This is a genomic window from Mesorhizobium sp. B2-2-4 (genome assembly GCF_006442375.1).
Lineage (GTDB): Bacteria > Pseudomonadota > Alphaproteobacteria > Rhizobiales > Rhizobiaceae > Mesorhizobium.
In genome coordinates this window covers 254,309-277,021 of the sequence record NZ_VFWB01000002.1, presented here as the reverse complement: position 1 = coordinate 277,021, position 22,713 = coordinate 254,309, and the positions used below count along the sequence as shown (strand labels likewise).

Sequence of the window (22,713 nt, the reverse complement as noted above, 5' to 3'; positions counted from 1 at the left end):
AGCTTTAGCTGTTCCCGGACTCGGATCGGTCATGCTTCGTTGGAAGTTTGAAGTTGATGCGAGTGGAGGACGGCGGGAGCGGAGCGAGGAGCAGTTCGGATGACAGCCGGCGATCGGCTCTGAAATCCGGGCGGCGCGCTGCCGGCCCTGCCTGACGAATTCAATCGTAGATAGAGGCCTCGAAACGATCGAGGCATGGGTTTCAACGGGAGGACTTCATGAAACTGACACGCAGAATGACGCTTGCTGCCTTCGCAGGCGTGCTGGCACTCGGCACGGCGATGCCCGCCTACGCGGCGGATCTCATCGCCATCATCACCCCATCGCACGACAATCCGTTCTTCAAGGCGGAAGCCGTCGGCGCCGAAGCCAAGGCCAAGGAATTGGGCTACGAGGCGCTGGTGCTGGTCCATGACGACGACGCCAACAAGCAGTCCGAGCTGATCGACACTGCGATCGGCCGCGGCGCAAAGGCGATCATCCTCGACAATGCCGGCGCCGACGCCACCGTCGCCGCCGTACAGAAGGCCAAGGACGCCGGCGTCCCCTCCTTCCTCATCGACCGCGAGATCAACGCCACCGGCGTCGCGGTGGCTCAGATCGTCTCCAACAACTACCAGGGCGCCCAGCTCGGCGCGCAGGAATTCGTCAAGCTGATGGGCGAGAAGGGTAATTTCGTGGAGCTGGTCGGCAAGGAATCCGACACCAATGCCGGCATCCGCTCCAAGGGCTATCACGACGTCATCGACGACTATCCGGACCTGAAGATGGTCGCGCAGCAATCGGCCAATTGGAGCCAGACCGAGGCCTATTCCAAGATGGAATCGATCCTGCAGGCCAATCCTGACATCAAGGGCGTCATCTCCGGCAACGACACGATGGCGATGGGCGCCTATGCGGCGCTTGCCGCGGCCGGCCGCAAGGACGTCATCGTCGTTGGCTTCGACGGATCGAACGACGTGCGCGATTCCATCACCTCGGGCGGCATCAAGGCGACGGTGCTGCAGCCTGCCTACGCACAGGCGCAGATGGCGGTCGAACAGGCCAACGACTTCATCAAGAACAAGAAGTCGCCCGAGAAGGAAAAGCAGCTGATGGACTGCGTGCTCATCAATGGCGACAATGCCGCCAAGCTGGAAACCTTCGCGCTCAAGAACTGAGCCGGCGCAACGCGAACAGCGGGGGGCGAACCGAGGTTCGTCCCTCGCTCCTTTTCAACAGGATGCCCTTGACCGCCATGCAGAAAAAGCCGAGTTGGCCGATCCTTGCCCTGACCGCCGGCATCGCGCTCAGCGCCTGCAAGATCCTTCCGACGCCATCGGCGCAAGGCGACGGCAATGCCTCCGCCTTCAACCCTGACGAGATGGTCGAGGACATCTGGGCGGCGAAAGTCATTCCCTATCTGCAGCAGAAGGCTGGACCGTTCGCCGAGGTCCATGCGCTGGCGAAGACCGATCCGGCCGCGGCCGGCGCCAAATACGGCAATCCGAAGAAGCAGGCGAATTCGCCATGGACGTTCGCCGTGCGCGTCGAGGGCAAGATCGTCGCGGCAAACACGCAGTCGCGCGCGGCCACCATCGATGTCGACGCCGACGGTGACGGCAAGGCGGACGCGCGCGTTCAGATCGGGCCGGCGATGCGCGGCACGGCACTGCGCGACAGCCTCGACTTCGTCCAGTTCAACGACTTCACCAACCAGATCGACTTCGCCCAGTTCGGCAAGGCTTTCAACGCCCATGCGGCCAAGACGGTGCTCTCCAAGCTGCCGCGCGAGGCGCTGGAAGGCCGCACCGCCAAGGTGCTCGGCGCCTATACGATCGAAGGCGGCCAGGACCTGCCGCTGGTGACGCCGGCTGAGGCCGAGATCGGGCCGAAGCCATGAGCCAGGCCAATGGCCATGACGTCATCCTCAAGCTGGAGGATGTCTCGAAAGTCTATGCCGGCACGGTCGCGGTCAAGCAGGCGAATTTCGAAGTGCGCAAGGGCGCGGTCAACGTGCTGGTCGGCGAAAACGGCGCCGGCAAGTCGACGCTGATGAAGATCATCGCCGGCGTCGAGCAGCCGACCGTAGGGCGCATCCTGCTCGAAGGCGAAGAGGTCTCTTTCTCGTCGTCGGGAGATGCGGTCGACCGCGGCATCGGCATGGTGTTCCAGGAGCTGAACCTGTTCGGCAACCTTTCGGTCGCCGAGAATATCTTCGCCACGCGCGAGATCACCAACCGCTTCCGCAAGATCGACCGCAAGGAACAGGAGCGCCGGGCCGGTGAATTCCTGGAGCGGCTGGAAGCCGGCATCCGGCCCGACATGCTGGTCGAGGATCTGCGCATCGGCCAGCAGCAACTGGTCGAGATCGCCAAGGCGGTTTCGCTCGACGCCAAGATCCTCATCATGGACGAGCCGACCTCGGCGCTGAGCGCCGCCGAAGTCGAGATCCTGTTCAAGGTGATCGCCGACCTCAAGGCGCGCGGCGTCGCCATCGTCTACATCTCCCACCGGCTGGAGGAACTGATCCGCATCGGCGACTACATCACCGTGCTGCGCGACGGCCGCATCACCGGCCAGGAGCAGATGAAAAACGTCGATACGCAGTGGATCGTGCGGCAGATGATCGGCTCGGACGCCAAGGACTTCGCCAAGGCCGACGGCCATGTGCCGGGCGCGGAAATCTTCCGCGCCGAGGAGATCTGCCTGCCACGCGTCACCGGCGGGCTGGCGGTCGACCACGTCTCGCTGTCGCTGCGCGCCGGCGAGATTCTCGGCATATACGGGCTGATGGGTGCGGGGCGCAGCGAGCTGTTCGACTGCATCATGGGCCGTCACGGCCATGCCAGCGGCAGGATCTTCATCGCCGGAAAGCAGGTGAAGGAGCGCGACACGACGCGCCGCATCCAGCGAGGGCTGGCCTTGATCCCAGAGGACCGCCAGCGCGAGGGCCTGGTGTCGATCCTGTCGGTCGCCAGCAATCTGACGATGGCGAGCCTGTCGCGCTTCGTGCGCCTGTTTCACATCCGCGGCGGTGCCGAGCGGCAAGCCGTGATGCAGATGGTGCGGGAACTCGCAATCAAGGTCGCCGACCCGGCGCAGGAGGTCTCGTCGCTGTCGGGCGGCAACCAACAGAAGGTGGTGATCGGCAAGGCGCTGCTCACCGGACCGAAAGTGCTTCTGATGGACGAGCCCAGCCGCGGCATCGATGTCGGCGCCAAGGCCGATGTCTTCCGCACCATGCGCAAGCTTTCGCGCGACGGGCTGGGCATCCTGTTCGCCACCTCGGACCTCGACGAGGTGATGGCGCTGTCCGACCGCATCGCGGTGATGAGCAATGGCAGATTGACCGGCATATTCGACCGCGCCGAAGCGACGGAGGCGGCGATCGTCGCCGCGTCGGCGCTGGGCCACGGACCGGCCGCACATGGGGAGCAACGCTGATGACTGACATTCCGGCCAAGGCTGCCGCTTCCTCCGCCTCCAGCGGCTCGGCGCTGCTGACGCTGATGAAGCTCAGAACCTTCATTGCGCTGATCGCCGTGCTGGTGTTCTTCTCGATCGCGGCGCCGAACTTCCTGTCGGCCGCCAATCTGATCCTGATGGCCAAGCACGTGGCGCTCAATGCCTTTCTCGCCATGGGCATGACCTTCGTCATCATCACCGGCGGCATCGACCTTTCGGTTGGCTCGATCGTCGGCCTGTGCGGCATGGTGGCCGGCTACCTCGTGCTCAACGGCATCGACCTGCAGATCGGCTACACCATCTATTTCAATGTCGTCGAGATCGCCTTGATCACGCTCGCGGTCGGCATGCTGATCGGCGCCGTCAACGGGCTGCTGATCACCAGGCTCAACGTCGCGCCCTTCATCGCCACGCTCGGCGTGCTCTATGTGGCGCGCGGCTTCGCGCTGCTTTCCTCCGACGGCCGCACTTTCCCCAATCTCGTCGGCAAGCCGGAACTCGGCACCACCGGCTTCGGCTTCCTGGGTGCCGGCCGGCTGCTCGGCCTGCCGGTCTCGATCTGGATCCTGATCGTGGTGGCGCTGGGGGCGGCCTATCTCGCCCGCTACACGCCGCTTGGCCGCCACATCTTCGCCGTCGGCGGCAATGAGCGCGCCGCGCGCATCTCGGGCGTGCGCGTTAATATGGTCAAGATGTTCGTCTACATGTTCTCCGGCTTCTGCGCGGCAATCGTCGGGCTGATCATCTCGTCGGAGCTGATGGCCTCGCATCCGGCGACGGGCGAGAGCTTTGAGCTCAACGCCATCGCCGCGGCGGTGCTTGGCGGCACTTCGATGTCGGGCGGCCGCGGCACGATCGGCGGCACCATCGTCGGCGCCTTCGTCATCGGCATCCTTTCGGACGGGCTGGTGATGATGGGCGTGAGCTCGTTCTGGCAGATGGTGATCAAGGGCCTCGTCATCATCGTCGCCGTCGTCGTCGACCAGGCGCAGCGCCGGCTGCAGCAGCGCGTTACCCTGATGCAGATGGCAAAGGCGGGCTGAGCATGGCGGAGTTGCGTGGAGCGCTGATCGGTTGCGGCTTCTTCGCGGTCAACCAGATGCATGCCTGGCGCGACATAGAGGGCGCCTCGATCGTCGCCATCTGCGACCGCGATCCGGAGCGGTTGCGGATCGTCGGCGACCAGTTCGGCGTGGCGCGGCGCTACAACGATGCGGCGGAACTTTTCACCGCCGAGACGCTCGACTTCGTCGACATCGCCACCACTGTCGGCAGCCATCGACCGCTGGTCGAGATGGCGGCCGCGCATGGTGTTCCCGTCATCTGCCAGAAGCCGTTCGCGCCGACGCTTGGCGATGCCAAGGCGATGGTCGCGGCCTGTGCCAAGGCCGGCGTGCCGCTTATGGTGCATGAGAACTTCCGCTGGCAGTCGCCGATCCAGGCGGTGCGCGCCCTGCTCGACAAGGGCGAGATCGGCACGCCGTTCTTCGGCCGCATCTCCTTCCGCTCCGGCTATGATGTGTTTTCCGGCCAGCCCTATCTGGCGACCGGAAAACGCTTCATCATCGAGGACCTCGGCATCCACATCCTCGACATCGCCCGCTTCCTGCTCGGCGACGTCACGAGCCTGACCGCGCGGACCACACGCATCAACCCCGCCATCGCCGGCGAGGATGTGGCGACGATGCTCATGGATCATGCCGGCGGCGCCACGTCGGTTGTCGATTGCAGCTATGCGACCAAGCTTGCCACCGAGCCGTTCCCGGAAACACTTATCGAGCTCGACGGCGTCGACGGCACGATCCGGCTGGCGCAGGGCTACCGGCTGACCGTCACCGGCAAGAGCGGAACCAGAGTGAGCGATGTCTCGCCGCCGCTCCTGCCCTGGGCCTCGCGGCCATGGCACAACATCCAGGAAAGCGTGCTGGCCATCCAGCGGCACTGGGTCGACTGCCTTGTCGGCGGCAAGGAGCCGGCGACCTCGGGCGCCGACAATCTGAAGACATTCGCCCTGGTCGAGGCCGCCTATGCGGGTGCTGCGAGCCGCGAACCGGTGCAGATCGAAGCCTTGCTGCAATGACGGCCGACGTGTTCGATCTTTACGGCACACGGGCGGCCGAAGCGGCACCGATCCTGCTGCAGGCGGGCGCGCTGAGTGCCGAGCTGGTCAATGGCAATCTGCGCACAATCCGGCATGCCGGCACCGAAGTGCTGCGCGCCATCGCCTATACCGTACGCGACCGCGACTGGGGCACTTATGAGCCGGAGCTGACGGACCTGACCATCGACCAGAAGGTCGACCGTTTCTCGGTAAGCTATGAGGCGAATTGCACCGGCCCGGGCGGCAGCAGCCTGCGCTTCCACGCGACGATCGAAGGCTCCGCCGACGGCAGGCTGGTCTTCGATGTGGCCGCACTGCCGGAGAGCGATTTCGAGACCAACCGCTGCGGCTTCTGCATCCTGCATCCGATCGCCGGCCTCGCCGGCAGCCCGGTGACGGTGGAGCACACCGATGGCAGGGTGGTGGACACGGAACTGCCTGATCTGATCGACCCATGGCAGCCCTTCAAGGACCTGCGTGCCATCACCCATGCAGTGCGTCCCGGCGTCAGCGCCGAATGCAGGATGGAAGGCGATACTTTCGAAATGGAGGACCAGCGCAACTGGTCGGACGCCTCCTACAAGACCTATGTGCGGCCGCTGGCCTTGCCGTGGCCCTATGTGCTGCCGGCCGGCGAACCGCTGCGCCAGACGGTGAGCCTGCGCCTCACCGGCAGCGCCGGGATGCCCGCCGCGACCGCGAGTGCCGAACCGGTCCGCATCGAACTCGGCGAGACCGGGCCGAGGCTGCCCGATGTCGGCGTGATCGTCTATCCCGAGGACGTCGAGGCAACGCTGGCCGAACTGCCGATGCTCGCAAGGCTCGGTCCGCAGCAACTCCTGTTCCACTTCGATCCGACGCGCGGCCACGGCCTGGACGCCCATGCCCGGCTCGCCGCGGCGCATCCCGCCTCGACCACGCTCGAATGCGTGGTGGCCTGCACGGGCGACCTCGATGCCGAATTCTCCGATGTCGCCGATATGGTGCGCCGGGTCGGCCTGCGGCTCGATGCGGTTGCCGTCTCGCCTTCGGTCGACCGCCAGTCGACGCCGCCGGGCAGCGCCTGGCCGGCATGCCCGCCGCTGGAAGAAATCTATGCCGCGGCGCGGCGCGCCTTTCCCGGGATCCGCCTCGGCGGCGGCATGTTCAGCTATTTCACCGAGCTCAACCGTAAGCGCGTGCCCGCCGACCAACTCGATTTCGTCACGCACTGCACCTGTCCGATCGTTCACGCCGCCGACGATCTCAGCGTCATGCAATCGCTGGAGGCGCTGCCCTTCATCACCCGGTCGACCCGGGCGATCTTCGGCGACAAGCCTTACCGGATCGGCCCGTCGACCATTGCCATGCGACAGAACCCCTATGGCGGCGCGACCAAGGACAATTTTGCCGGCCAACGCATTGCCATGGCGAACCGTGATCCCCGCCATGCCGCGCAGTTTGCCGCCGCCTGGACCATTGGCTATGCCGCGCGCGTCGCGCCGGCCGGGCTGGAGATGCTGACACTGTCCAGCATCACCGGACCATTCGGCGTGCTGGCCGCATCCGGCGAACCTGTCGCCGAGGGATCGCCGCGGCCGATTTTCCGGGCCGTCCAAGGGCTTTGCGAACTGGCTGGGCTCGCGCATGTTGCCGCGAAAACAAGCGACGAGACGCGTGTTGCGGCGCTGGCCGGTCGCGCCGCCTCGGGCGACATTGCCGTCTGGCTGGCGAACCAGACGGCGAACGACGTCCCGGTTGATGTTTCGGCACTGGGTCAGGGCCATCTTACGATGTCGCCCTACGCCATTGTCCGGGTTGGCTAGAGCTACTTATCGGAATTCATCACATAGAGCGCACGCGAGCGTTCGAGATGCTTGATCATCGCCTTTTCGGCGCCGTCGGCATCACGGTGCTCAATGCGGTCGATGATCTCCTCATGCTCGGTAAGCGTGTATTGTTCCTTGCCGGTCCAGATCAGCATCTCGGTGTGGTATTCCTTCAGCCAGCCGAGCGTGGCTTCGCTGACGGCGACATAGATCGGATTGCCCGATATCGCCGATATCTGGGTGTGGAACTTCATGTCGGCGGAGATGAAGGCTTCGGAATCACCGCGCGCGGCGCGCTGCTCGGCCACCGTTGCCCTGAGCCGCTGCACATCCTCGGCGGTCGCCTTTTCCGCGGCTTCCCTGACCATGCCGCGCTCGAAGAAGATGCGCGCCGTCTTCAGGTGCTCCAGCGTGTCCCTGGATGAAGACAGGATGATCTTGGCCGCGCCGTCGACCTGCTTGATGATCGATTTGGCGGTTAGTTGCAGCACCTTGGCGCGCTCGCCATGCGAGATGGCGACCAGTCCCATATTGCTCAGCGCCTGCATGGCCTCGCGGATCGCCGGCCGGCCGACCTCGAAGCGCTCCATCAACTCGCGTTCGGACGGCATGTCGTCGCCCGGCTGCAGCTCGCCGCTGGTGATCAGCCGCTTCAGCCTTGCAAAGACTTCGTCGGAAAGTTTGCGCCGGACGATCGGCTCCGAACGGTTCATCGTGACGAATCACTCCCTGGCCCGGTTCCTGTTTAGCATTCCAGGCAGGATTACCGGAATGCCTGCGCCTGGAGCGGTCCCGCGATTTCATGCAATCGCCAAGCCGCGCCAGCTGTTTGTTCCAGGCATTCCGAACGAAAAACGCCGCTCATTTCCCGGAATTGCCGAAGCCGGCCCTCTTGCCGAAGTCGGGATATTGCTTGCAATACTTAGGTACTCATTATACCAGATTTCCTGCGCGACAAAACTTTTTTCGAACCCTTTTCGAGCGGCCGACAGACCATGATCACGCTTACCTATCGCATCGAAACCTCTGGCAGCATCGAAGCGCTGGCGGCCAAGATCGCGAGCGACCAGTCGACCGGCACCTTCGTCCCACTGCCCGGCGAGACCGAGGAATTAAAGGCGCGTGTGGCGGCTCGTGTGCTGGCGATCAGTCCCCTGCCCGATGCCGAGCAGCCGTCGCTTCCCGGATCCGGGAACGGCCCCTTCCGGCGCGCCGATGTCGATATCGGCTTCCCGTTCGACGCCATCGGCACCGACCTGTCGGCGCTGATGACGATCGCCATCAGCGGCACCTATTCGATCAGGGGCCTGTCCGGTATCCGGGTCATCGACATGAAGCTGCCGGAACAATACCGGGGCGCCCATCCCGGCCCGCAATTCGGCGTTGCCGGCAGCCGCAGGCTGACCGGGGTCGAGGGCCGTCCCATCATCGGCACCATCGTCAAGCCGGCGCTTGGCCTCAGGCCGCACGAGACAGCCGCGATGGTGGGCGAACTGATCGAAGCCGGCGTCGATTTCATCAAGGACGACGAGAAGCTGATGAGCCCGGCCTATTCGCCGCTCGCTGAGCGGGTGAAGGCGATCATGCCGCTGATCCGTGACCACGAGCAAAAGACCGGCAAGAAAGTAATGTACGCCTTCGGAATCTCGCATGCCGATCCCGACGAGATGATGCGCAACCACGATCTGGTGCTCGAAGCCGGCGGCAATTGCGCGGTCGTCAACATCAACTCCATCGGATTCGGCGGCATGGCTTTCCTCAGGAAGCGCTCCGGGCTGGCGCTGCATGCGCACCGCAATGGCTGGGACATTCTCACCCGCCATCCCGGCCTCGGCATGGATTTCAAGGTATGGCAGCAATTCTGGCGGCTGCTCGGCGTCGACCAGTTCCAGATCAACGGTATCGGCTCGAAATACTGGGAGCCGGACGATTCTTTCATCCGCTCTTTCGAAGCGGTGACCACGCCGCTGTTTTCATCATACGATTGCGCGCTGCCCGTGGCCTGCTCCGGCCAATGGGGCGGCCAGGCGCCCGAGACCTATGAGCGCACCGGCCGCACGGTCGATCTCCTCTATCTCTGCGGCGGCGGCATCGTCAGCCATCCGGACGGGCCCGGCGCCGGGGTGCGCGCGGTGCTGCAAGCGTGGCAGGCCGCGGTCGAGGGCATTGCCCTCGACGAATTCGCGCGCAACCATGCCGAGCTGGCACGCTCGATCGAGAAATTCAGCGACGGCAAGGCGGTCTGAGCGAAGCCATGCAGAACCTGCTCCTGAGCTATTATGGCGACGACCTCACCGGCTCGACGGATGTCATGGAGGCGCTCGAGCTCGGCGGCGTGCCGACGGTGCTGTTCATGCGTCGGCCCGATGAGCGCCTGCTGGCGCGATTTTTCCATTGCCGCGCCGTCGGACTGGCCGGCACCAGCCGAAGCGAAACGCCGCAATGGATGGAGCAGAATCTGGCGCCCGCCTTCGAATGGCTGAAGAGCCTCGAAGCGGCGATCTGCCATTACAAGATCTGTTCGACCTTCGATTCCAGCCCGACGGTCGGCAATATCGGCCGCGCCATCGAGATCGGCCGGCGCATCTTCGGCCAGAGTAGCGTGCCGATGGTCGTCGGCGCGCCGCAGCTCAAGCGCTACACGGCCTTCGGCAATCTTTTCGCGGCGTTCCGCGGCGAGTATTTCCGCATCGACAGGCATCCGGTGATGAGCAGGCATCCGGTGACGCCGATGAACGAAGCAGACCTGCTCGTGCATCTCTCGCGCCAGACCAGTCTCAGCTCCGGCCTTGTCGACCTGGCTGCATTGCAGACCGACGATCTCGCGCAAACGGTCGACCAGGCCGTGCAAAACAGGGCGGTCATCCTGTTTGATGTCGAAAGCCGCCAGACACAGAGACGCGTCGGCGAACAGATCTGGCGCATCCATGACCAAGGCCATGGCTTCGTCGTCGGATCCTCGGGCGTCGAATATGCCTTGCTTGCCGAATGGGCCGGCAAAGGCATTGCCTCCGGGCAGGCGTCGTTCGCGCCGCCGGGACCGGTAGACCGCCTCGCGGTGGTCTCGGGCAGCGTGTCGCCGACCACCGAAAAGCAGATCCGCCACGCCCTTGCCCACGGTTTCGACGGCGTCGAGATGGATGCCATGCAACTGGTCACGGAGGGCGCCAAGGAGGCAATCGAGCGCGCCGTCGCGAGCGGATTGGCAAGCCTGGCTGCGGGGCGCAGCGTCATCCTCTACACTGCGCTTGGCCCACAGGCCGACCGTGGCGCCGAGATCGACCGGATCGAAGGTGCGCGAAACACGCTCGGGCGAGCGCTGGGAACAATCCTGCGCCGGTTAATCGTGGAACAGAAACTCAAGCGCGCGGTGATCGCCGGTGGCGACACCTCCAGTCACGCGCTCGGACAATTGGCCATCGACGCGCTGACCGTGCGCATGCCGTTGCCGCAATCGCCGGGATCACCGCTCTGTGTCGCCCATGGCGGCGGTGCGATCGATGGACTCGAAATCGCGCTCAAGGGCGGCCAGGTCGGCACCGACGCCTATTTCGAGACGATCCGGTTGGGAAGCTAAGCCGTTGCCATGATGACGTGAGCCTGAATTTTGGCGGCCACCGCGCCGCTGCCATGTCTGTCTGCAATCGCGGACGCGGCGTAGTCGGTCGCGGCTTGCAGCTTCCCAGCCTCCCGGGCCGCGATTTCGGTGCGAAGCACAGTTCCCTGGCAATAAGCGACGGCGGGAAGGCGCGGCGAGGATGCACGGCTTTGTTCGGCTCTCGTCTCGATCATTACACCGGAGAACCCAGCATCCTCCAGCTCGTGACGGATCACTGCCTTGTCGTGGTAGCCATGGGGTGTGCGTGCCAGAAAGCGCGGCGGATCGTCGGGGAAGATCCTTGCGAGAGCATTCGTCACATCATCGGCAAAGACGTTCTCCTCGATGCGATCCCATACGCTGAACAGGAAATGTCCGCCCGGCCTCAGGACACGCCTGGCTTCGCGGTAGGCCGATGGCCGGTCGGGAAAGAACATCGCACCGAACTGACAGCAAACGAGGTCGAAGGTCGCATCTTCAAACGGCAGCGCCAAGGCGTCCGCTTGACGCCATGTGATGCGACCGTCGGGAGGTTGTCGCGAAGCGGCATAGTCGAGCATCGGCTGGTTGAGGTCGGTTACCGTATAGCTTGCGCCGGGAGACAGTTTCGGCGCCAATGCACGGGTAACGACCCCGGTGCCGGCGGCCGTCTCCAAAACGGCGGCGGGCGACAGGGACGCTGCTCGTCCTGCAATATCCGCAGCGAAGGGCTCGAAAATCAACGGCACCATATAGCGGTCGTAGTTTTCCGGTATGGAGCCAGCGAATACCTTGTCCGTTTCCAGCATTGCCACCACCCGCCCTCTGCCTAGAGGCTCGGGAGATTAGCATATCATTCCTTGTTTTGCGGCGTTTTCGGCGGAGGCGGCGAGTCCAGCTCCAAATCAAAGAGATAGAGCATGATGTCGTCCGAAAACCGCTTCGCGCTTATGGCATCAGGCCTTAGTACAGAGGCTCGGCCATGTGCTTGGGCGCCGGCCACTGCGTCGTGACGCCGGGCTGCACCGGCCGCTCGAGATAGGTCGACAGCACCACGTAGCTGCGCGTCGAGGTGACGCCGGGTGTCTCGTAGAGGCGCGACAGCAGGCCTTCGAGCGCCCGTGTGTCCTCCGTGCGGACCTTCAGCAGCATGCAGGTGTCGCCGGCAACCGTGTGGATCTCCTCGACCTCCGGATATTGCGAAACCGCCATCAGCTCCGGCGTCTTGCCCCAGCCCTTGGTGTCGATATGCACGAATGCCAGCAGCGGCTTCTTGACCGCCTTGGGGTCGATGATGGCAGCCGTGCCGCGAATGGCGCCGCTGCGCCGAAGGCGCTTGACGCGCTCATGCGCGGCGGGCGGCGAGAGGCCGACACGATCGCCAAGCTCAGCATAGCTGACCGTGGCGTCGTCGACGAGAACGCCTAATATCTTTCTGTCGATCGCGTCGAGATCGCGGGGCGCCGGCCTGTTCTGCGGAATGCCATTTGTTTCTTCGTCCATAGTGGAAATTCCCGATTGTAGCCGAATAAAATACGGCCATTATGGATATATGTCGAACAGCGATCAAGCAGTAACCCTGGGTGCGAATGCCCGGCCGCCCATTCCGGCGCTGGCCTATCTCTTGACCGGATGCATCGCCGTCATCGGCTCGAACTCCCTGGTGCTGGGTCCGATTGCTCCCGCCGTGGCCGTGTCGTTCGCGACCAGCGTGCCTGTCGTCATGATGGCGGCCGCCGCGTTCGGCCTCGGCACCTCGGCGAGCGCCCTGTTCCTGGCACGCTACATCGACCGGGTCGGCGCGCGCCGGATGCTTCAGGCGGCCTTGCTGCTGCTGACGTTGGCGCTTGTCGCAAGCGCGGTGGCGCCGACGGTGACGGCGCTGGTCGCTGCGCAGCTTCTCACCGGCATCGCCGCCGGCGTCGCCATGCCGGCAATCTATGCCAGTTCCGCGGCGATTGCCCCACCTGGACGGGAAAGCGGAACGATCGGCGTTGTGCTGACCGGATGGACGCTGAGCATGGTGGCCGGCGTTTCGCTGTCGGCGGTGCTTGCCGATCTCGTGCACTGGCGGGCCGTCTTCGCCGCCGTGGCGCTGCTGGCGGCGCTGGCGCTTGGCAGCCTTACCGCATCGTCACTCCCGGATGTCAGAAAGGCCGGCCCGGCTCCAGCGCCGCTCGAGGCGCTCGGCATTCCCGGCATCGTGCCGCTTCTGATCGCCTGCGGTGCTTTCATGACCGCCTTCTACGGTGTCTATGGCTATCTTGGCGACCATCTGCACAGCGGGCTGGGCCAGCCGGTCAGCGCCAACGGCCTGGCCGCACTCGCCTATGGGGCTGGGTTCGGCACGGCGGCGCTCTTCGACGGCATCATCGATCGCCTGGGGGCTCGCCGCGTCATGCCCTTCGCTTACCTGCTCGTCGCCATCGTCTATGTCGCGATCGCCGCAACAAGCAACAGCTATGGCATGACGCTCGCCATGGTGGCGGCCTGGGGTCTCGCCAATCATTTCGGATTGAACGTGCTGGTGATGCGCCTGTCGGCGCTCGATCCGTCACGGCGCGGCACGATCATGGGCCTGAACAGCGCGGTGACATATCTGGCGGTCTTTGTCGGCACCACCGGCTTCGGGCCGCTATATTCGGATTTCGGCTTTGCCGCATCGGCAATGGTGGCGGCGTTGCTGATGCTGGTCGCGGCTTCGGCCGCCGCCTGGCGCACGCGCCAGCCACACAGGACGTGATGGGCCACCAGCCCGCGCGCGGTTGACAGCGGCGCCCCTGCCCTTCCATACAAAGCCGTTAATGTTCTCAGGGCGGGGTGAAAGTCCCCACCGGCGGTAAGGACTCCTGATTGCGCATGATTTCTTTCCGAAAACCGGTCCGGTTTTCGGGGTCATGCGCGGGACCCAAGCCCGCGAGCGCTTTCCGGCAAAACCGGAAGGGTCAGCAGATCCGGTGTGATTCCGGAGCCGACGGTTACAGTCCGGATGGAAGAGAACGAAACGGAAGACGGACCGCCCCGGCGGCCGGTTTTCGTATCGTGCGTCCTGATTCTGGTTCGAAACGGAAGGATGGACCCATGAATCAGCATTCCCACAAAGACTATGAAACGACCCGCGTTGCCGTTGTCAGGGCGCGCTGGCACGCGGATATCGTCGACCAGTGTGTCGCTGCCTTCGAGGCGGAGCTTGCTGCACTGGGCGACGGCCGCTTTGCCGTCGAAATCTTCGACGTGCCCGGCGCCTACGAGATCCCGCTGCACGCCAAGACATTGGCCGAGACGGGTCGCTACGCCGCGATCCTCGGCGCTGCCTTCGTCGTCAATGGCGGCATCTACCGGCACGAATTCGTCGCCGGCGCGGTCATCGACGGCATGATGAATGTGCAGTTGACGACCGACGTGCCGGTGCTTTCGGCGGTACTGACGCCGCACAATTACCACGACAGCTCCGAGCACCACCGCTTCTTCCTCGAGCACTTCCAGGTAAAGGGCAAGGAAGCGGCCGGCGCATGCCTCCAGATTCTGGCGGCGCGAAGGCACATCGCCGCCTGAAACAGCCGAGAGCGGGGTGGAAATCGCGGTAACAGCCTGTAGTATCTCGGGAAAATGCCGAGTTCGGGAGGATGCCGGTGCAGACCAAGAAGATCATCAATGACGGCAACCGTGCCGTCGACGAGATGCTAGAGGGGATTCTGGCCGCGCATCCCAGCCATCTCAGGAGCGCGGACGGCAGCCCGCGCTCGATCATCGCCCGCAACGGACCGCGTCCCGGCAAGGTCGGGCTCGTCGTCGGCGGCGGCTCGGGCCATGAGCCGACCTTTCTCGGTTTTGTCGGCAAGGGCCTGGCGGACGCGGCGGCGATCGGCAATGTCTTTGCCTCGCCGCCACCCGATCCCATCCTTGAATGCGCCAAGGCGGCGAACGGCGGCGCCGGCGTCCTGTTCACGTACGGCAACTATGCCGGGGACGTGATGAATTTCGACATGGCGGCCGAATTGGCCGCCATGGACGATATCGAGGTGCGCACGGTGCTGACCACCGACGATGTCGCCTCGGCACCGCGCGACCAGCGGCAGAAGCGCCGCGGCGTCGCCGGCAATTTCTTCGTCTTCAAAGCGGCCGGCGCGGCCTGTGATCGCATGCTCTCCTTCGACGAATGCGAGCGCATGGCGCGCAAGGCCAACGACCATACCTTCACCATGGGCGTGGCGCTGTCGCCCTGCTCGCTGCCGCAGACCCGGCGGCCGAATTTCGAGATCGGCGCCGACGAGATGGAGATCGGCATGGGCATCCATGGCGAGCCGGGCATCGCGCGCGGCAAGCTCGGGACCGCCGACGAGATCAGCGACGAGATGCTGGACAATATCCTTGCCGAGATGGCGCCTTCGCGTGGCGACAAGATTGCGGTGCTGGTCAATTCGCTGGGCTCGACACCGTTGATGGAGCTCTACATCATGAACCGTCGCGTCAAGCAGCGTCTCGACGACATCGGCGTTTCCATCCATGCGACCTGGGTCGGCAATTACTGCACGTCGCTCGAAATGGCCGGCGCCTCGGTGACGCTGTTCCATCTCGATGGCGAGTTGCAGACCATGCTCGACCATCCGTGCGACTGCGCCATGTTCCGCGCCGGCTGAGGAGTGACCCGTGAGCATCGATAGCGCTGACCTGAAGAGAATGTTCGATGCGATCGCGGTGGCGATCGAAGCCGACAAGGACCGGCTCTGCCAGCTCGACGGCGTCATCGGCGACGCCGATCACGGCATCGCCATGGCGCTCGGCTTCAACGCAGTGCGCGACGCGCTGGCGCCACTCGACCTGAAGGCGACCGAGCCGACCGCGCTTCTCAACATGGCGGCTAAATCGTTCCTCAACGCGGTCGGTGCGTCGTCTGGCCCGCTCTATGCCACCGCCTTCATGCGCGCCGCCGCTGCCGTCAAGGGCAAGACCACGCTAGCTGATGCGGATGTCGTCGCGCTGTTCCAGGCGATGGCGCAAGGCATCCGCGATCGCGGCAAGGCCGAGATCGGCGAGAAGACGATGATCGACGCCTGGTTGCCGGCGGCGGAAGCGGCCGGCGCCAGCAATGCGGCGGGAAAAGGTCTTGCCGAAAGCCTCGACGCGGCAGTGGACGCGGCGCGCCTGGGGGCCGAGGCGACCAAGGACATGATCGCCGCCAAGGGCCGCTCCTCGCGGCTCGGCGAACGCTCGCTCGGCCATATCGACCCCGGCGCCGCCTCGGCCGTGACCGTCATCGAGGCGTTGCGCGACAACCTGGCTTAGGCCTGCTTCGCTTCATCGAGCTTGTTGATCGCCTGGACATTGCCGGCCGACGGCCCCTTCTCGTCGAACTCCGAGGCCAACCAGGTATCGACGATCGCCTTGGCGAGTTCAGGGCCGATGACGCGGGCGCCCATCGTGATGATCTGCGCGTTGTTGGATTTGGCGGCACGCTCGGCGGAATAGGTGTCGTGGGTGAGTGCCGCGCGGATGCCGGGCACCTTGTTGGCCGAGATCGAGACGCCGATGCCGGTGCCGCAGAACAGGATGCCGCGGTCGTTCTCGCCGTCGATGATCGTCTGCGCGAGCTTTTGCGACAGGTCGGCATAAAAGCCGGCCTGGCTGAGGTCGCTGACGGTGAGGCCGGATTTTGTCGCGAGATGCGCGGCGATGACATCGAGCAGCGGCTTGCCGGCGCTGTCGGCTCCAATGGCTATTTTCATGGTCGTATCCTTCCTTGAATGAGATTTCGTTCGTTCAGATCGCCGCCGAGGCGCGCCTGAGGATGTCGACATAGCCCTCCACCTGCCAGGCCGAGCGGCCGATAAAGAGGCCATCGATGCTGGGCTGGCCGATCAGCTCGGCCGCGTTGCCGGGATTGACGCTGCCGCCATAGAGCACCGGCGGGATGGACGGCAGCAGGCCGCCGGCCACTTTCTTGATCAGCGCCTGCTGTTTTTCGGCATAGACGGAGCTGGCCGGAATACCCTTGTCGCCGATCGCCCAGACCGGCTCATAGGCAAACAGGATTTTTGCCGCCTTCGCCTCGCCTTCGAGGAACTGCAATGCACCCTCGACCTGGCTGGTCAACACCGCATCGGCCTTGCCGTTTTCGCGCTCCGCCAGCGTCTCGCCGACGCAGATCAGCGGTATCAGTCCGTGCTTGACGGCGGCCGCCGTCTTCAGGCCGACGGTGCGATCGGTCTCGCCGAAATGCTCGCGCCGTTCGCTGTGGCCGAGTTCGACCATGTCGAGACCGCAGTCGCTCAGCATCAGCGGCGATATCTCGCCGGTCCAGGCCCCGGCATCGGCCCAGTGCATGTTCTGGGCACCGACCTTGACCCGCGTCGACGACAGCGCCTGCTTGACCTCGCGCACCGCCGTGAACGGCGGGATGACGAAAGGCTGGATGCGCTCGTCGAAGCCTGGCACGAAGCCGACTAAGGCCCCGGCGAAATCCAGCGCCTCGGCGAGCGTCTTGTTCATCTTCCAGCTTGTACCGACCCAATAAACCACGCCTGCGCTCCTTGATCCTCAATCCTTGTTGGCGACCACCGTCAACGAAACGCCGGCTGCATCCAGCGTGCCGCGAATTCCCGGCTCGGGTTCGCGCCCGGTGAAGACGGCGTCGAAGGCCTCGAGGTCGGTCAGGAAATGCAGCGCCGTGCGGCCGAATTTGCCATGATCGACCAGCAGATATTTGCGGGTCGCTGCTTCCATCATCAGCCGCTTGATCTGCACCACCTCCTGGTCCTGGTGGAAAGCGGAGGCGCCGTGGATAGCCGACGACGACAGGAAGGCGACGTCCGCGCGCAGCGATCTCAGTGAAGCCTCGGCGAGCAGTCCGAAGAAGCCGTGGAACTTCTTGCTGTACTGGCCGCCGAGCGCAATCAGGTCGATGCCCCCGGCGCCGGCCAGGTCTTGGATGACGGCCAGATTGTTGGAGATCACCGTCAGCGGCCTGAAATCGGCGAGATGCCGTGCGATGCCGCCAGCCGTCGAGCCGTCGTCGATGATGACAGTCTGGCCGGGTTCGATCATCGCCACGGCGGCCGCCGCAAGGCGCTGCTTTTCCCCTGTCGCCTGCTTTTGCCGGTAGCGAAAATCGCTTTCGAAGAGACCGCTCGGCTGGATCGAAGCGCCGCCACGCACCTTGCGCAGGAAACCGCTCTCCTCAAGGTCGTCGAGATCACGATGCACCGTCATCCTGGAGACGCCAAAGCGTGAGGCAAGATCGTCGACGCTCGCCGCGCCGACGTCCATCAGAAAGTCCATGATGCCTTGACGTCTGCTATCGCTCTTCATTGCTGCCGTTATCCGCCAACCGGCGCTGGTTCCTCGACAAGATAACATATTTCTTCCTGAAACTATCATGATTTTTGTTATAATGAGATATTTTCCTGGGATATTCCCGTGGCTTTCATCACGGCCCTGTAACAAGAATTGCTGCCGGGACGGTGTCTGACGGTTGCGGTTGCGCGGAAATCCGGCCAGAAGCATCGGTGGGCTGGACGATGCGCGGACAGCCAGCAAGCAAAGGTTAGAAACCAGATACGGGAGACTATTCGTTGGCTCGCATCACACTGAGACAATTGCTCGATCACGCCGCCGAATACGGCTATGGCGTGCCGGCCTTCAACATGAACAACATGGAACAGGGCCTCGCCATCATGGAGGCTGCGGAGGAGACCAAGTCGCCGGTCATCCTGCAGGCAAGCCGCGGCGCGCGTGCCTATGCCAATGACGTGGTGCTGGCCAAGCTGATCGATGCGCTGGTCGAGATCCATCCCGACATCCCGGTCTGCATGCATCTCGACCACGGCAACAACGAGGCTACCTGCGTCACCGCGATCCAGCATGGTTTCACCTCGGTGATGATGGATGGATCACTCAAGGAGGACGGCAAGTCGCCGGCCGACTACGCCTATAATTCGGGCATCACCAAGCGCGTCGTCGACATGGCGCATTGGGGCGGCGTTTCGGTCGAGGGCGAGATCGGCGTGCTGGGCTCGCTGGAGAGCGGCGGCGGCGAGCAGGAGGACGGCCACGGCATCGAAGGCGCGATCAGCCACGACCAATTGCTCACCGATCCGGTGCAGGCCGAGCAGTTCGTGCGCGACACCCATGTCGACGCGCTGGCGGTTGCCATGGGCACCAGCCACGGCGCCTATAAATTCTCGCGCAAGCCGGATGGCGCGGTGCTGGCGATGAACGTCATCGAGGAAATCCACCGCCGCCTGCCGAACATGCACCTGGTCATGCATGGTTCGTCCTCGGTGCCAGAGGATCTGCAGGAGATCATCAACAAATATGGCGGGCAGATGAAGCCGACCTGGGGCGTGCCGGTGGAAGAGATCCAGCGCGGAATCAAGCATGGCGTGCGCAAGATCAACATCGACACCGACAACCGCATGGCGCTGACCGGCGCGATCCGCAAGGTGCTGACGGAAAATCCCTCGGAATTCGACCCGCGCAAATATCTGACGCCGGCGATGGCGGCGATGAGGAAGCTGTGCAAGGAGCGTTTCGAGCAGTTCGGCACCGCCGGCAACGCGCCGAAGATCAAGCCGCTGCCGGTCTCGGAAATGGCCAAGCGTTACAAAGCGGGCAGCCTCGATCCGAAATTCGGCTAAACGACCAGTTCCCGGAGCGGTTCAGTGTTGGATAGAACCGCCGAACCGCTCCAGCTCTTTACGGGATGAGAACACCGGCCGAGGTCGCGGAACGTCCTGCGCGGCGAAGCCCAACCGTGTCAAACAGGCTCGCGCCAGGGCTGCATTGCTGTCGATGACGACCAATCCGTTCGTAGGGTTGAGGCTGGCGGCCACCACCGACAGTTCGGTGCAGCCGAGAACGGCCGTGTCGGCGCCGGCCGATCGCGCGATTTCAAGCGCGCGCTCGGTTTCGCTCGCCGCCTCCGCGATCGAACCACCCTTGACCAGGCCGATCGCTCTATCGACGCGACCCTGGAATTCCGTGACGGCGGGAAAGCAGAGCTCAAATCCCGCCGCCGACATCCTGTCCCGATAGAAGCCGGAGACCAGCGTGCCCTGCGTGGCGAGGATCGTAACCTTGCCTCGGCCCAGGCTACGATGGGTTTCAGCTACGACCGCGTCGGCGATATGGATGATCCGCGCCTGCGAGCTCGCCGCCAACTGCTCATACCAATGATGGGCGGTGTTGCACGGCATCGCGATACAGGCAACGCCGAGCGCATTGAGCGTCGAGACCGCGGCTTTCAAAGACGCCAGCGGACCGTCATGGCCGGCAAGGATCGCCTCGGTCCTGTCAGGCAGCTGTGGCACGCTGAGGATGACGGCGGGCACATGCTCATTGTCCCGGAACGCCTGGGTCATTCGGGTCAGCTTGAAGTAGAAGTCAGCCGATGCCAACGGCCCGAGGCCGCCAATGACGCCGAGCTGGAGGCTGATGCCATGGTCGATCATCGAGCGGGCTCGGCTTCGAGCTGTTCCGACGCCGCTTCGACAGACTGCGTTGTCTCCCTGTGGCTGGGCGCGATGATTGCGGTGCTCGCCGCAACGGTGCAGACGCTAGACAGCGTCATGAACGTGTCGACGGCCGCGTCGACCGCGACGAACAGGGCGAACGCCGCCTCGAAGGGAATCTTCAGGTAGCCACAGACGATCGACATCTGGGACAGGATGAGCAGGCTGCCCATGCCGCCGGTCGTGAGCGCGAGAAGCGCCGAGGTGATGCCGACGAGCAGGAGGTCGGGGATTGCCAGCGGACGGCCGTAGAGCTGAGCGATGAAAAGAACACCAGACGTGTAAAGCAGCGCCGGGCCTGTCCGCAGCAGTGCCGCCTGCAGCGGCACGAGCAGTTCGACGACCACGAGGCTGAACCGCAGACGCTCGCTCAGCAGGTTTATGACCCACGGAAGCGAGGCGACGGTAGAGCGCGTGGTGATGGCTACCATGAGAAGGGGCTGACAGGTCTTGATCGTGGCCCAGTAGCTTCGCCGAGAGCGGATGGCGATAACGCCAAATGCGCCGGCGATGAATGTGAGGCAGGAAAAACCCATCACCAGCAGATAACCGCCCATCAGCGTGAGCGGCTTGGTTCCGGTCGACGCGGTCTGATCCGCGATCAGGATGAAGGTTGCAAACGGCAATCCCCAGATGAACCAGTTGGTAAGGACCGTGCAGGCCCGGTAAACCGCGTTCAGCGCCTGAGACAGGCTCATGGACGAAGGCTGGGGAATCTTGCCCATCGCGAGCCCGAAAAGCAGGCAGAACAGCAGGACCTGGATGGTTTGACCGGAGGCCAGCGCGCTGAAGACGTTGTTCGGCACAAGATCGAGCAGTATCGAATGCCCGTTGTCGGAGCCCTCATTGGGTGGCGGTTGATAGGGGAATGCGAGATCGGTGGATACGCTACCCTGCGAATTGATGAACTCGCCAAGCTCGATGCGCGATTGAGGATTCTCGATCTGGCCCGGCTGAAGGACAAGCGAGTAGGTGCCACTCACCAATACGCTCAGGAACGACACGACCAGCACCGCCATACCCACCCGGCCAAGGTAACGGACCGAGTTCGGATCCTGAACCATCGACATGATCGAGAAGATGACCGACGAGACCAGGTAGGGCAGGACGACCATCTTGAGGAAATTCAGGTAGAGCTGCGCCACAGGGCTGATCGCATGGGCAAATGCTGGATAATAGAGGCCGCAAAGGATTCCCGCCCCGATCATCGCAATCGTCGTCGCGGGCGAGCGCAATATGCGCCTCGCCGCCAGGCGCCAATCGAAAGCCAAGGGTCCGGCTGCTTCCGTGACGGCCATCGTCAGGCTTTGCTCCCCAACCGGTAGCGCGCGATGATCTCGTCAGTGTTGAGAACCTGCTGACCGCGCGCGAGATCGAGGTAAAGGTCGATAAACGCCGCGAGATGCGGATTGTCCGGTCGCACACCGATTGCGATCGTGTCTACCTTGTCGGTCAGCGTGATCGAGCGCGCGGCGACCGTCATCGACGGATCGTCGACCATCAGCTTCTTGATCTCGAAATCGTCGCGATACGCCATGTCGATCGTCCCATCGCGGATCGCATCGACAACCATGTCCCAGCCTGCAAAACGATGAACTTGTGCATGCGGGAAGGTCGTCGCCGCATAGGTTGCGAATGAAGAGCCCTCGATCACGCCGAGATCGCCCGAGAAATCGCGGATGATCTGCTCGGGTGGTTTGCCTTGCGCGATGCGCGCCAGGTTGAGGCGATTGGCGATGAGGCCTTGGTGCAGCATGGCATAGGGCCGGGAATAGAGGATTGAGCGGCCACGGCGAAGGGTTCGGCTGAGCTTGCCGATGGCTATGTCCGCCTGGCCGGAAGTCAGCTGTTTCACCATGCCGTCGAACGTTGCGGCGGATCGGTCGAACACCGGCTCGACGCCAAGCTCCGCTGCTATGCCGCGGGCCAGTTCCATGTCTATGCCGCTGTCCCCCGATCCATCGGCCGGGAAAAATGGATCGGAGGCAAAGGCCGGCATCGCAATGCGCAGCGCATTGTCGCTGATGACGGGAGCGATCTCCGCCTGCTGTCCTGGAGTGTTGGCCGCCCGAGCTTGCGCGACCAGCAAGCCGACGCTTCCGGCCGTGAGCAGCGTGCGACGTGTAACCGACATGCGGATTCTCTAGTTCGCGAGGGAAGCCGGACAACAAATCGGACCAATTCGCAGTATGCATGGCGAAGTTAAACAAAAGTATCTTTCGCATTGTACTTTTATAGCAATCAGCAGCGCAGGCTGCCGCAATACTCGCA

General features: G+C 63.9%; 22 protein-coding genes and 1 riboswitch. Of the genes, 13 read left to right on the top strand and 9 right to left on the bottom strand.

Annotation, left to right across the window (positions count from 1 at the left end):
• Positions 1–218: 218 nt before the first annotated feature.
• The 6 genes from FJ959_RS06430 to FJ959_RS06405 all read left to right on the top strand — a co-directional run bounded on the left by FJ959_RS06430 (position 219) and on the right by FJ959_RS06405 (position 7,353).
• Positions 219–1,160 (top strand): D-ribose ABC transporter substrate-binding protein, encoded by a 942-nt coding sequence (locus FJ959_RS06430; protein ID WP_140497809.1) that lies wholly within the window; start codon positions 219–221, stop codon positions 1,158–1,160.
• A gap of 77 nt (positions 1,161–1,237) precedes the next feature.
• Positions 1,238–1,882: a DUF2291 family protein gene (locus tag FJ959_RS06425; protein ID WP_140629128.1), complete on the top strand. Its 645-nt coding sequence runs from the start codon at positions 1,238–1,240 to the stop codon at positions 1,880–1,882.
• The gene (locus FJ959_RS06420; protein ID WP_140555480.1) at positions 1,879–3,426 is read left to right on the top strand and encodes a sugar ABC transporter ATP-binding protein; all 1,548 of its coding nucleotides are present in this window, start codon (positions 1,879–1,881) and stop codon (positions 3,424–3,426) included. Before FJ959_RS06425 ends, FJ959_RS06420 begins: the two co-directional genes overlap by 4 nt.
• Positions 3,426–4,490, top strand: a complete 1,065-nt coding sequence (locus tag FJ959_RS06415) for an ABC transporter permease (protein WP_140497803.1) — start codon at positions 3,426–3,428, stop codon at positions 4,488–4,490. The genes FJ959_RS06420 and FJ959_RS06415 overlap by 1 nt, the downstream gene beginning before the upstream one ends.
• A gap of 2 nt (positions 4,491–4,492) precedes the next feature.
• Positions 4,493–5,527, top strand: coding sequence for a Gfo/Idh/MocA family oxidoreductase (locus FJ959_RS06410; RefSeq protein WP_140623622.1), 1,035 nt, complete (start codon positions 4,493–4,495; stop codon positions 5,525–5,527).
• Positions 5,524–7,353: a hypothetical protein gene (locus FJ959_RS06405; RefSeq protein WP_140629126.1), complete on the top strand. Its 1,830-nt coding sequence runs from the start codon at positions 5,524–5,526 to the stop codon at positions 7,351–7,353. The genes FJ959_RS06410 and FJ959_RS06405 overlap by 4 nt, the downstream gene beginning before the upstream one ends.
• A gap of 2 nt (positions 7,354–7,355) precedes the next feature.
• Here the strand turns inward: FJ959_RS06405 and FJ959_RS06400 are convergent, their stop codons facing one another.
• The gene (locus FJ959_RS06400; protein ID WP_140514647.1) at positions 7,356–8,069 is read right to left on the bottom strand and encodes a transcriptional regulator NanR; all 714 of its coding nucleotides are present in this window, start codon (positions 8,067–8,069) and stop codon (positions 7,356–7,358) included.
• Positions 8,070–8,351: 282 nt separating this feature from the next.
• On the opposite strand from FJ959_RS06400, the gene oiaX reads away from it, so the two are divergent.
• Together oiaX and FJ959_RS06390 are read left to right on the top strand one after the other, a co-directional pair.
• Entirely contained in the window at positions 8,352–9,602 is a 1,251-nt protein-coding gene (oiaX, locus tag FJ959_RS06395) for a 3-oxo-isoapionate-4-phosphate decarboxylase OiaX (protein ID WP_140629124.1), read from the top strand.
• An 8-nt stretch (positions 9,603–9,610) separates the two neighbouring features.
• Positions 9,611–10,933: a four-carbon acid sugar kinase family protein gene (locus FJ959_RS06390; RefSeq protein WP_140555488.1), complete on the top strand. Its 1,323-nt coding sequence runs from the start codon at positions 9,611–9,613 to the stop codon at positions 10,931–10,933.
• Here FJ959_RS06390 and FJ959_RS06385 read toward each other — a convergent pair.
• Together FJ959_RS06385 and FJ959_RS06380 are read right to left on the bottom strand one after the other, a co-directional pair.
• Positions 10,930–11,742, bottom strand: coding sequence for a class I SAM-dependent methyltransferase (locus FJ959_RS06385; protein WP_140629122.1), 813 nt, complete (start codon positions 11,740–11,742; stop codon positions 10,930–10,932). The two genes, FJ959_RS06390 and FJ959_RS06385, sit on opposite strands and share 4 nt — an antisense overlap.
• 154 nt (positions 11,743–11,896) lie before the next feature.
• Positions 11,897–12,436, bottom strand: coding sequence for an Lrp/AsnC family transcriptional regulator (locus FJ959_RS06380; RefSeq protein ID WP_140514639.1), 540 nt, complete (start codon positions 12,434–12,436; stop codon positions 11,897–11,899).
• Positions 12,437–12,485: 49 nt separating this feature from the next.
• On the opposite strand from FJ959_RS06380, the gene FJ959_RS06375 reads away from it, so the two are divergent.
• The 4 genes from FJ959_RS06375 to dhaL all read left to right on the top strand — a co-directional run bounded on the left by FJ959_RS06375 (position 12,486) and on the right by dhaL (position 16,219).
• Positions 12,486–13,676: an MFS transporter gene (locus FJ959_RS06375; protein ID WP_140629119.1), complete on the top strand. Its 1,191-nt coding sequence runs from the start codon at positions 12,486–12,488 to the stop codon at positions 13,674–13,676.
• Positions 13,677–13,735: 59 nt separating this feature from the next.
• Positions 13,736–13,938, top strand: a riboswitch (FMN riboswitch).
• Positions 13,939–14,014: 76 nt separating this feature from the next.
• Positions 14,015–14,488, top strand: coding sequence for a 6,7-dimethyl-8-ribityllumazine synthase (locus FJ959_RS06370; protein WP_140629116.1), 474 nt, complete (start codon positions 14,015–14,017; stop codon positions 14,486–14,488).
• Positions 14,489–14,565: 77 nt separating this feature from the next.
• On the top strand, positions 14,566–15,573 hold the full coding sequence (locus FJ959_RS06365) for a dihydroxyacetone kinase subunit DhaK (protein WP_140629113.1): 1,008 nt from the start codon (positions 14,566–14,568) through the stop codon (positions 15,571–15,573).
• Between the two features lie 10 nt (positions 15,574–15,583).
• On the top strand, positions 15,584–16,219 hold the full coding sequence (gene dhaL, locus FJ959_RS06360) for a dihydroxyacetone kinase subunit DhaL (protein ID WP_181171984.1): 636 nt from the start codon (positions 15,584–15,586) through the stop codon (positions 16,217–16,219).
• Here the strand turns inward: dhaL and FJ959_RS06355 are convergent.
• The 3 genes from FJ959_RS06355 to FJ959_RS06345 are packed head-to-tail and all read right to left on the bottom strand — an operon-like array spanning position 16,216 to position 18,241.
• Complete coding sequence (locus tag FJ959_RS06355) at positions 16,216–16,659, bottom strand: RpiB/LacA/LacB family sugar-phosphate isomerase (RefSeq protein WP_140497783.1); 444 nt, start codon at positions 16,657–16,659, stop codon at positions 16,216–16,218. The two genes, dhaL and FJ959_RS06355, sit on opposite strands and share 4 nt — an antisense overlap.
• Positions 16,660–16,693: 34 nt before the next feature.
• A complete protein-coding gene (locus FJ959_RS06350; protein WP_140629110.1) occupies positions 16,694–17,452 on the bottom strand; it encodes a triose-phosphate isomerase in 759 nt (252 codons plus the stop codon).
• An 18-nt stretch (positions 17,453–17,470) separates the two neighbouring features.
• Positions 17,471–18,241 (bottom strand): DeoR/GlpR family DNA-binding transcription regulator, encoded by a 771-nt coding sequence (locus FJ959_RS06345; RefSeq protein ID WP_140629107.1) that lies wholly within the window; start codon positions 18,239–18,241, stop codon positions 17,471–17,473.
• Positions 18,242–18,504: 263 nt separating this feature from the next.
• Between FJ959_RS06345 and fba the strand changes: the two genes are divergently transcribed.
• Entirely contained in the window at positions 18,505–19,569 is a 1,065-nt protein-coding gene (fba, locus tag FJ959_RS06335; RefSeq protein WP_140559305.1) for a class II fructose-bisphosphate aldolase, read from the top strand.
• A gap of 21 nt (positions 19,570–19,590) precedes the next feature.
• Here fba and FJ959_RS06330 read toward each other — a convergent pair whose 3' ends face one another.
• Genes FJ959_RS06330 through FJ959_RS06320 form a run of 3 tightly spaced genes read right to left on the bottom strand, consistent with a single transcriptional unit; the run spans position 19,591 to position 22,576 of the window.
• The gene (locus tag FJ959_RS06330; protein WP_140629103.1) at positions 19,591–20,382 is read right to left on the bottom strand and encodes an amino acid racemase; all 792 of its coding nucleotides are present in this window, start codon (positions 20,380–20,382) and stop codon (positions 19,591–19,593) included.
• The gene (locus tag FJ959_RS06325; protein WP_140629100.1) at positions 20,379–21,740 is read right to left on the bottom strand and encodes a cation:dicarboxylase symporter family transporter; all 1,362 of its coding nucleotides are present in this window, start codon (positions 21,738–21,740) and stop codon (positions 20,379–20,381) included. The genes FJ959_RS06330 and FJ959_RS06325 overlap by 4 nt, the downstream gene beginning before the upstream one ends.
• Before the next feature lie 2 nt (positions 21,741–21,742).
• A complete protein-coding gene (locus FJ959_RS06320) occupies positions 21,743–22,576 on the bottom strand; it encodes a transporter substrate-binding domain-containing protein (RefSeq protein WP_181167181.1) in 834 nt (277 codons plus the stop codon).
• Between the last annotated feature and the right edge of the window lie 137 nt (positions 22,577–22,713).